This is a genomic window from Mycobacterium sp. TH-M15 (genome assembly GCF_057473705.1).
In genome coordinates, this window is the sequence record NZ_JBYCLB010000541.1 from 1 (window position 1) to 7,113 (window position 7,113).

The 7,113-nt window shown below is 69.4% G+C and carries 7 protein-coding genes; 4 read left to right on the plus strand and 3 right to left on the minus strand.

What is annotated here, in order from left to right:
• Positions 1–358 precede the first annotated feature (358 nt).
• Positions 359–1,618, minus strand: a complete 1,260-nt coding sequence (locus AC2VNT_RS13195) for a PPE family protein (protein ID WP_486947296.1) — start codon at positions 1,616–1,618, stop codon at positions 359–361.
• Positions 1,619–1,734: 116 nt separating this feature from the next.
• On the opposite strand from AC2VNT_RS13195, the gene AC2VNT_RS13200 reads away from it, so the two are divergent.
• On the plus strand, positions 1,735–2,151 hold the full coding sequence (locus tag AC2VNT_RS13200) for a DUF3151 domain-containing protein (RefSeq protein ID WP_486947290.1): 417 nt from the start codon (positions 1,735–1,737) through the stop codon (positions 2,149–2,151).
• Positions 2,152–2,207: 56 nt separating this feature from the next.
• Here AC2VNT_RS13200 and AC2VNT_RS13205 read toward each other — a convergent pair whose 3' ends face one another.
• Both AC2VNT_RS13205 and AC2VNT_RS13210 read right to left on the minus strand, forming a co-directional pair.
• A complete protein-coding gene (locus tag AC2VNT_RS13205) occupies positions 2,208–2,987 on the minus strand; it encodes a site-2 protease family protein (RefSeq protein WP_486947291.1) in 780 nt (259 codons plus the stop codon).
• 9 nt (positions 2,988–2,996) lie between these two features.
• Positions 2,997–3,617: a peptidase M50 gene (locus AC2VNT_RS13210; RefSeq protein WP_486947292.1), complete on the minus strand. Its 621-nt coding sequence runs from the start codon at positions 3,615–3,617 to the stop codon at positions 2,997–2,999.
• A 153-nt stretch (positions 3,618–3,770) separates the two neighbouring features.
• Between AC2VNT_RS13210 and AC2VNT_RS13215 the strand changes: the two genes are divergently transcribed.
• From AC2VNT_RS13215 to purT, 3 genes are read left to right on the plus strand one after another with little or no spacing between them, the layout of a single operon-like run.
• Complete coding sequence (locus AC2VNT_RS13215; RefSeq protein ID WP_486947293.1) at positions 3,771–5,069, plus strand: adenylosuccinate synthase; 1,299 nt, start codon at positions 3,771–3,773, stop codon at positions 5,067–5,069.
• Positions 5,066–5,698, plus strand: coding sequence for a PaaI family thioesterase (locus AC2VNT_RS13220; protein ID WP_486947294.1), 633 nt, complete (start codon positions 5,066–5,068; stop codon positions 5,696–5,698). Before AC2VNT_RS13215 ends, AC2VNT_RS13220 begins: the two co-directional genes overlap by 4 nt.
• Before the next feature lie 24 nt (positions 5,699–5,722).
• On the plus strand, positions 5,723–6,958 hold the full coding sequence (gene purT / locus AC2VNT_RS13225) for a formate-dependent phosphoribosylglycinamide formyltransferase (RefSeq protein WP_486947295.1): 1,236 nt from the start codon (positions 5,723–5,725) through the stop codon (positions 6,956–6,958).
• The last annotated feature ends 155 nt before the right edge of the window (positions 6,959–7,113 follow it).

Consider the following 7,113-nt stretch of genomic DNA (forward strand, 5'->3'; position numbering starts at 1 on the left):
TCGGTGGTTTTTTCATCGGCATCGGCATCGGCACCGGCACCGGCACCGGCATCGGCACCGGACTGCACCGACTGGCCCGATGCGCCCGGATCGGCCGAGCCCGAGGTGTTGCCTCGGTCAGACCCTGATGGATTGGGCATAGGCGCAGCTGTCCTTTTCGGTGTCGAGATACCTATCCTGCACTTTTCGTGGGTATTCGCTGTCCGGAGTGTGTTGCTAGGTGGAGTTGCCTCTCCCACTATGCATGGAACACGCCGAGGATCCACGATGCGAACAGCAGGGCATGTCGTAGTTGAAGAATATCGCAATGCCCCGCCGGATGAGGGCGTCGGCGGAAGCTCGAGACGCGCGCCCGCCGTCACCCGACGACGGTTCTCGGCATCACGGTGGGCCGGAAACCGTATCGGGGTGCGGCGAAATTAGCGACAGTGTTGCGTCCGCCCGCACTGGCCGCCGGCATGCCGGGCATCCCGGGCATCCCACCCGGGACCTCCGCGCCGGTACCCGCAACCGCACCGGGCATCGCGGCGCTCAGCGGACCCGTCGAATCGGCCGGGGTGATCGCAGCCCAGCTCTGCGGCACCGACAGCGCCCCGAGCACGTTGGCGCGGCCCATCCCCGCCGACACCGCCGAGCCCCCGAGATTGCCCACTGACGTGGGTGCCGCCGATCCCACCAGGGACGACGCCGCGGGGACAGCCCCGCCCTGGACGGCCCCGGCGAAACCCGCCTGGTGGCCGAGCGCGGAAATCGCGCCGGCGCCGATGGGTCCGACGAGCCCTACGTCGCCGGCCGACACGAACCCACTCATGACCGCGGCCGGGAATCCGGTGTCCCCGGCGTCGACCAATGCGGTCCCGAAGGAGTCATGGGTCGATCCGTCCAGCGTGTTCAACATCCCGGACAGCCCTTTGGTGGCGGAGTCGGATCCCGGTGTGAAAATGCTCGTCGATCCAGACGACGCGTGCGTCGAGGAGCCTAGCGGTGACGCGAGTTGGTGCAGCGCCGCGGTCACTCGGGACAGTGCGTGACCCGCGCCGCCGGTGGCAGCGCCCGTCGCCCGAGTGGCGGCTTGGCCGGCCTGCCCGGCCGGGTTAGTGGTCTGCGGCGGCTTGGTGAACGGCGTCGGCTCCGAGGCCGCTGCCGACGAGCCCGCATACTGGTACATCGCGGCCGAGTCTTGGGCCCACATTTCGCCGTACTCGGCTTCGGTGGCTGCGATCGCCGGCGTGTTTTGGCCCACAACATTGGTTGCGGTCAACGCTGCCAGCTGGGTGCGGTTAGCCGCGATCACCGGCGGCGGCACATGCGCGGCGAACGCGCTCTCGTAGGCGGCTGCGGCGGACTTGGCCTGGCTGGCAAGCTGCTGCGCCTGCGCGGACGTGGTGCGCATCCACTCGAGGTAGGGGGTGGCCGCGCCAGCCATCGATTCCGACGCCGAGCCCACCCATTCCTCGTCGGCCAGGCCAAAGATTACGGACTTACGAGCAGTTGCCGACGAATCCAGCGCGGCGGCCAGCCCATCCCAAGCCGATGCGGCGGCCAGCATCGATCCCACTCCGGAACCGGCGTACATGCGACCGGAGTTGACTTCCGGCGGCAGCGCCCCGTAGTCCATCGTGACAGTCATCGCTTCATCTCCTCATCTATCTAGCGGGCTGTACTTCATGAAGCCTAGAGATCCGACGGCAGTCCCGGCGTCGCTGCGTCGCGGCAGCGCGGCACAATATCCCCATGACGCCGATGCACGATCTGCTGGGACCCGATCCGACCTTGTTACCCGGTGACCCGGACGCCGAGGCCCAGTTGGATGCCGGGGACAACCCCACCGCCGTCGCAGCCGCGCACCCCTCGGCGTCGGTGGCATGGGCGGCGTTGGCCGAAGCCGCGCTCGCCGATGACAAAGCGATCACCGCGTACGCCTACGCCCGCACGGGTTATCACCGCGGTCTGGACCAGTTGCGCCGCAACGGCTGGAAGGGTTTCGGCCCGGTGCCGTTCTCGCACGAGCCCAATCGGGGTTTCCTGCGTTGTGTCGCGGCGTTGGCGCGAGCGGCCGACGCGATCGGTGAGACCGACGAGCAGGCCAGGTGCCTGGATCTGCTCGACGACTGCGACCCGACCGCCCGCGAAGCCCTCGGCCTGAGCTAGAACCCGGGCGCGTCGTCACTGACGTCCGCCAGCACCACCTCGGCCGTCTCTCGCTCTTAGAGCAGGTGTCGCCAGAACTGGGTCAGCCCGGCGCCGAACTGCCACAGCAGCCCGGACACCCCGGACAGTTCGAAGAATGAGTTGACGAGCCCGAAAAACCACTGGTTCAGCGGCTGGGCGAACAACAGGAAGAACAGCAGGATGAAGCCGTACGGCTTGAACTGTGCCAGGGCACGCTGCGTCTCCGGGCTCAGGTGCGGCTCCAGGGCGTTGTAGCCGTCCAGACCGGGGATCGGGAGCAGATTCAGGAGCAGCGCGGTGATCTGCAGGAAGCCCAAGAACGCCACCCCGGCCCACAACACCGGGTGCCTTGGGTCGATGAACAGGTTGGTCGCCCCCAGCAGCAGCACGGCCAGTAACAGATTCGCCGCGGGACCGGCCAGACTGACCAGGGTGCGCTGCCGGGTCGTCAGGTACGACGTCCGCACGTACACCGCGGCACCCGGCAGGCCGATCCCGCCGATCGCCGTGATCAGGATCGGCACCACGATCGACCAGACCGGGCTGACGTAGCGCCGCGGATCCATGTCCAGGTAGCCGCGCAACTCGATGTCGCGGTCGCCGAATCGCCAGGCGGTGTAGGCGTGGCCGAATTCGTGCAGACACAGCGACACCACCCAGCCGGCGATCACCATGACGAACACTCCGGCGTAGGACAGCGGCGTCACGTCGTCGCCCACCCAGTACGCCAGCCCGCCGCCGAGGACCGACAGACCGACAAGGGCCCAGAAGACCGGGCTGGGTCGCACCGAATGGTGCGAGTCGCGGGCGCTCACGCGACGAAACTACCGGACGGCTGACCAACCCTGCGTATGTCGGTAGACCGTCGAGCGCCGCGTCGGCCGGGGCGCGGCCACCCCGTCGCGCACCATGGAGATCCCGGTGCCGCCCAGTTGCGCGGCCCGCCCGGTCAACCAGCGACGGCTGCCCGCTACCCGAGCCCGCACCCCCGGCAGCGCCGCCGTCGGCTCGACGGTGACCGCGGCGACGTCGCCGTCGAACAACACCGCGTCGTCGACCACGGCCTCGCCATGCAGCAGTCGCTCCCCGTCCACGGGCCGCCAGACCGCCGACCCGACGATGACCGATCCGGTCTCGTCGCGGATCAGCGGTACGCGCGTGGCCGCACCGCGCACCGCCCGCCGGGCGGCCCGGCGGCCGGCCGGCAGGCGGTAGGCGCGGGTGGCCGGTGTGCGCCGGCGCGGGACGTAGGCCACCTCGACACTCAGCAGATCGGCCCGCATCAACATGGTCAGCACCGAGGCGAGGTCGGCGTCGCCGCCGACCACCACCAGCCGCCGGTAGGAGGCGGGTGCCGCGGCAAGGGCACCGGGATCGAGTACCGGGAGCGCTCGCAACGGGCGCGGCAGGTGATCGGCGAATGCCACCACGACGATCTCTGGCACGTTCGGGGCCCTCCTCGCAAACGCCTGGGCGGGGTCTGATTACCCCGCTCTTCAGCGGGTCCTGCGGTGCCCGAATCGTCGCACGGCTAATGTTGGTCACCGGCTGGACCACAATAAGCAGCGTGCATACGTGGAGTTAGGCGGGAGCGAGCCATGCCGGCAATCGTCCTGATCGGCGCCCAATGGGGCGACGAGGGCAAGGGCAAGGCCACCGACCTACTCGGCGGCCGCACCAAATGGGTTGTTCGCTACCAAGGCGGCAACAATGCCGGGCACACCGTGGTGCTGCCCAGCGGTGAGAACTTCGCGCTGCACCTCATCCCGTCGGGCGTGCTGACGCCCGGTGTGACCAACGTCATCGGCAACGGTGTGGTGATCGACCCCGGTGTCCTGCTCGACGAGCTGAAGGGTCTCGAGGAGCGCGGCGTCGACACCTCGAAGCTGCTGATCTCTGCCGACGCGCACCTGCTGATGCCCTACCACGTGGCCATCGACAAGGTGACCGAGCGCTACATGGGCGACAAGAAGATCGGCACCACCGGCCGCGGCATCGGACCCTGTTACCAGGACAAAGTCGCGCGTCAGGGGATCCGGGTCGCCGACGTGCTGCACCCCGATGAGTTGACGCACAAGATCGAGGCCGCGCTGGAATTCAAGAACCAGGTGCTGGTCAAGATCTACAACCGCAAAGCGCTCGACCCGGCGCAGGTCGTCGAGGCGCTGCTCGAGCAGGCGGAGAGCTTCTCCCACCGCATCGCCGACACCCGGCTGTTGCTCAACACCGCGCTGGAGGCCGGCGAGACCGTCCTGTTGGAAGGTTCGCAGGGCACGCTGCTCGACGTCGACCACGGCACCTATCCCTATGTGACATCGTCGAATCCGACCGCCGGCGGTGCCGCGGTGGGATCCGGTATCGGCCCGACCCGAATCACCACCGTGCTGGGAATCCTCAAGGCCTACACCACCCGCGTCGGCTCGGGCCCGTTCCCCACCGAACTGTTCGACGGATGCGGCGAATACCTGTCCAAGACCGGCGGCGAGTTCGGCGTCACCACCGGGCGGCGCCGGCGCTGCGGCTGGTTCGACGCCGTGATCGCCCGCTACGCCGCCCGGGTCAACGGGATCACCGACTACTTCCTGACCAAGCTCGACGTGCTGTCCAGCCTGGAGACGGTGCCGGTGTGTGTCGGTTACCGCGTCGACGGCAAAGAGACCTCCGAGATGCCGATGACCCAGAGTGATCTGCATCGCGCCGAGCCGATCTACGAGGAACTGCCCGGCTGGTGGGAAGACATCTCGCAGGCCCGTGAATTCGACGACCTCCCGGCGAAAGCGCGCGACTACGTGCTGCGGCTGGAAGAGCTTGGCGGAGCGCATATTTCGTGCATCGGCGTCGGCCCGGGCCGCGACCAGACCATCGTGCGTCGCGACGTGCTGGCGCCCCGCCCGTGACCGATTCGCCAGAGCGTCTCGACCCCGACTACGACCGCCACGGCGGCTTCCCCGAATACGGCGCCGCCAGCCCGGGACCGGGCTTCGGCCGGTTCGTCGCCGCCATGCGCCGGGTGCAGGACCTCGCGGTGTCCGCCGACCCCAGCGACGACCTCTGGAACGACGCCGCAACGCACGCCGAAGCGCTGGCCGAACAACTCGCACCGTTCACGGCAGCCGAAGGCCAGGCACCGGCGGGACGCGCGCCGACGCTGCCCGGGATGGGCAGCCTGCTACTGCCGCCATGGACGATGAGCCGGTTCGACCCGGACGGCGTCGAGATGCGCGGCCACTTCAGCCGGTTCCACGTGGGCGGCAACAGCGCGGTGCACGGCGGTGTGCTCCCGCTGCTGTTCGACCACGTCTTCGGGATGGTGGTGCACGCCGCGAACCGTCCGATCAGCCGCACCGCGTTCCTGCATGTCGACTACCGCAAGATCACCCCGATCGACACCCCGCTGATCGTGCGCGGTCACGTCGCCGCCACCGAGGACCGCAAGGCGTTTGTCCGCGGCGAACTGCTCGACGGTGAGACGCTGTTGGCCGAGGCCAACGGCCTGATGATCCGGTTGCTGCCCGGCCAGCCGTAGCGACGCCGCCTATCCTTGGGCAGCGTGACAGCAGAGCAGGCGGATCCGGCGGCTGACGGCACGCCGCACGACCAGTCGACTCAGCAGCCCGGCCGCTCCGGTGGTCCGACGGTGATGCTGCTGGGGTCCGGGGAGTTCAGCTGCGAGCTGGCGACCGCCCTGCAGCGCCTCGGGGCGAACGTCATCGCCGTCGAGCAGTACGCCGACGCGCCGGCGCATCGCGCGGCTGATCAGGTGCTGGTGCTCGACCTGAGCGACGCCGACGGGCTGAGGGCCGCGATCAGCCGGCTGCGACCGCACTTCGTGGTGGCCGCGTCGGACGCGGTGGCCCTCGATGCGTTCACCGCCGCGGCTGACAGCGGGCCCGTGCGGGTCGTTCCCACCGCGCGTTGCGCCCGGCTGACCGCCGACCGGGAAGGTCTGCGGCGACTGGCCGCCGACGAGCTCGGCCTGCCCACCGCGCCGTTTTGGTTCGCGGGCTCGCTGGGGGAGTTGCGCGCCATCGCCGGGCACGCCGGCTACCCGCTGCGGGTGCAACCCGTTGCTGCCGTCGGCGGGGACGGGCAGTCGGTGCTGCTGCTGCCGGCCGACCTCGAACCGGCCTGGCAGCGCGGGCTGTCCGCCGGCGGCGGGCGGATGCTCGTCGAGGCGCTGGTCGAGATTGACTTCTATGTCACGCTGCTCACGGTCCGCGGTGATGGCCCGTCGGGGCCGACGCTGGACTTCTGCGCGCCGATCGGCCACGGCGACGCCATCGGTGACGTGCGGGAATTCTGGCAGCCGCAGGATCTCAGCCCGGCAGCGCTGGATGCCGCCAAGTCGATTGCGGCCCGCGTGGTCAACGCGCTCGGCGGGCGGGGCCTGTTCGGGGTCGAGCTGATGGTCCGCGGCGACGAGGTCTACTTCAGCGACGTGACCACGCGGCCGTTCGCGCCCAGCTTGGTCACCCTCCGCACTCAGCGGCTCTCCGGATTCGAGTTGCAGGCGCGGACCATCCTGGGTCTGCCGACCGACACCATCATGATCTCGCCGGGCGCGGCCGCGGTGATCTATGCGGGCGTCGACGGCGCCCGGCCGCCGCGAGGTGAAGGCGCGTTGAGCGATGCGCTGCGGATCACCGAGAGCGACGTGCGGGTATTCGCTCACGACGAGTCTGCGGCTCGGCGTCCGCTGGGAGCCGCCCTGGTGACCGCGGCGGATGTGGCCACGGCCCGGGGACGAGCCCGCGATGCGTCGGCCGCGTTGCGTCGGCTCTGGTAGCTCCACGGGGCGCTGCCAGTTTTCACCCCACTCGCCCGTGAGTTCGACGGGGCCGGGACGCGTGCACCGGGGTGTGCGCGATGATCGCTCTTGCCGCGTCGAGATCGACGTTTTGGCGGCAAAATTCGAGTAGCAGGCGCCACAACGTCGATCTC